Source organism: Staphylococcus sp. SUC_1.2 (assembly GCF_026222585.1).
This window is the reverse complement of sequence record NZ_JANJPM010000070.1, coordinates 1-2,249: the sequence shown is the minus strand read 5'-3', so window position 1 is coordinate 2,249 and position 2,249 is coordinate 1. Positions and strand designations below refer to the sequence as shown.

General features: G+C 31.8%; 2 protein-coding genes. One reads left to right on the top strand and one right to left on the bottom strand.

Translation table 11 applies throughout. From position 1 onward, the window contains the following. Window positions 1-25: 25 nt before the first annotated feature. Window positions 26-1,672 (bottom strand): glycine betaine uptake BCCT transporter, encoded by a 1,647-nt coding sequence (locus NR218_RS12600; protein WP_017174670.1) that lies wholly within the window; start codon window positions 1,670-1,672, stop codon window positions 26-28. Window positions 1,673-1,887: 215 nt separating this feature from the next. Here NR218_RS12600 and mscL point away from each other — a divergent pair, with 215 nt between their 5' ends. Continuing rightward, entirely contained in the window at window positions 1,888-2,244 is a 357-nt protein-coding gene (gene mscL / locus NR218_RS12595) for a large conductance mechanosensitive channel protein MscL (protein ID WP_017174669.1), read from the top strand. The last annotated feature ends 5 nt before the right edge of the window (window positions 2,245-2,249 follow it).

The window sequence follows — 2,249 nt, the reverse complement described above, 5'->3', positions numbered from 1 at the left end:
AAGTTGTCTTAGGCGTTTTTTTTAATTATTGTTCTGCTTTCTCTGCATTACGTCGATTTTGACGTTTTTCTAATATATCAGATTCATAGTCTTTTTGTTGATATTCAATATATTCTTTTAGTCTATGTTTATTAGGCTGTAATGTTAATCCTAAGAATTTGCGTTCTTGGTTAGCATCTTTATAGAAACTAATCATCATTAGTATGACCACAAAGGAGAATGGTAATGCACTAATAATTGCAGCACTTTGTAGTGCGCCTAATGCTTCTGCGCCATCTCCACCACCTGCTAAGAGTAAGATGAAGGCAATAAGAGATTGTGCAATACCCCATGTTACTTTTACCACGTTAGATGGTTCTAATGAGCCATATGTTGTTTGCATACCTAATACAAATGTTGCTGAATCGGCTGATGTAATAAAGAATGAACCGATTAATATAAGTGCAACAAGTGATAAAATCATTCCTAAAGGTAAATGATTAAATACGCCAAAGAGTTGCGTTTCTGCTGACATCTTGAATAGCTCAGAATGTTTTTTACCCATTTCAATACCTAATACGCCAAACACACTGAACCATAAGAAACTTACTAGAGCCGGAACAAGTAATACACCTGAAATAAATTCACGAATTGAACGTCCTTTAGACACACGTGCAATAAATACACCTACGAATGGGCTCCAGCTTAACCACCAGCCCCAATAATATAGTGTCCAAGAAGACATCCATTCTCTTTTTTGAGAATTTAATGCTGCTGTATCAAAACTGTTGAATAAGAATGTATTGAACAAACTACCAATTGAACTTGTAAACATGTTCAAAATTAATACAGTCGGTCCAACAATTAAAGCAACAATCATTAATATTGTACCTAAACCAATATTAGCATTACTTAAATATTGAATTCCTTTACTTAGACCAGACCAAGCACTAATAATAAATAAAATTGTAACAACAACAATAATAAGTGATTGAACCCATACATTATTTGGGACACCAAATAAGTAATTTAAACCACCGTTAATTTGTAATGCACCCATACCTAATGATACAGCTACCCCTACTACTGTAGCGAATACTGAAAGTACATCAATAATCGTACCAATAGGTCCTTCTACTTTATCTCCAAGCAATGGGCGTAATGTTCTAGAAACAAGTCCTGGTTCATCTTTTCTAAATTGAGCGTATGCTAAGGCAAGAGCTACGACACCATAAACTGCCCAAGCATGAAATCCCCAATGGAAGAAAGTAGAACGAAGTGATTCAGTAAAGGCTTCTGTCGTTTTTGGACTAGCAGTTGGTGGTGCTGCAAAGTGTGACATAGGTTCTGCTGCACCATAGAATACTAAACCAATACCCATACCTGCACTAAATAGCATGGCAAACCATGAAATCGTATTAAACTCTGGTTTATCATCAGGTTTGCCAAGTTTTAATTTCCCAATTGGACTGAAAATTAAAAAGACACAGAAGAAAACAATAATAGTTGTAAGTATTAAATAATACCAACCAAGTTTATCAGTAATCCATCCACTTATTGAACTAGTAATTGAATCGAATTGTTCCGGTACAATTGCCCCAATTAGTACAATAATCGCTACGATAATCGCACTATAAATAAATACCGGCGAAAATTTCTTTCCTTTCTTACTTGATTCAGAAGAAGAATTCATAACTAATATAACTCCCTTCATCTTAATATTAAATTTTTTCAAAATGAAAAATACACAATTAATTATAAAAATAATTAATTAATTTTTCGGTAAACTACTTTAATATAATAACAAACATTTTAATCTTAATCAAATTTCATTAATTTTAATATTTACTAATTTATTTATGTTTTGTATGATATATTATATAAAAATCAAATAAATAGGAGATTACTATGCTAAAAGAATTTAAAGAGTTTGCATTTAAAGGAAATGTTTTAGATTTAGCAATTGCTGTAGTTATGGGGGCAGCATTTAATAAAATTGTATCATCCTTAGTAACTTATATTATCATGCCATTGATTGGTAAACTGTTCGGTTCGGTCGATTTTGCTAAAGATTGGCAGATTTGGGGCATTAAGTATGGTCTTTTCATTCAGTCAATTATTGATTTTATTATCGTTGCTTTTGCATTATTTATCTTTGTTAAGATTGCCAATACAATTATAAGAAAAGAAGAACCAGAAGAAGAAATTGATACAAATACGGTATTACTTACAGAAATTCGAGATCTTTTAAAAACAAATAAATAAATCAA

Bases quoted from the DNA above. Each gene is read 5' to 3' on its own strand.
- NR218_RS12600 (WP_017174670.1), bottom strand. From the start codon at position 1,672: ATGAATTCTTCTTCTGAATCAAGTAAGAAAGGAAAGAAATTTTCGCCG.
- mscL (WP_017174669.1), top strand. From the start codon at position 1,888: ATGCTAAAAGAATTTAAAGAGTTTGCATTTAAAGGAAATGTTTTAGAT.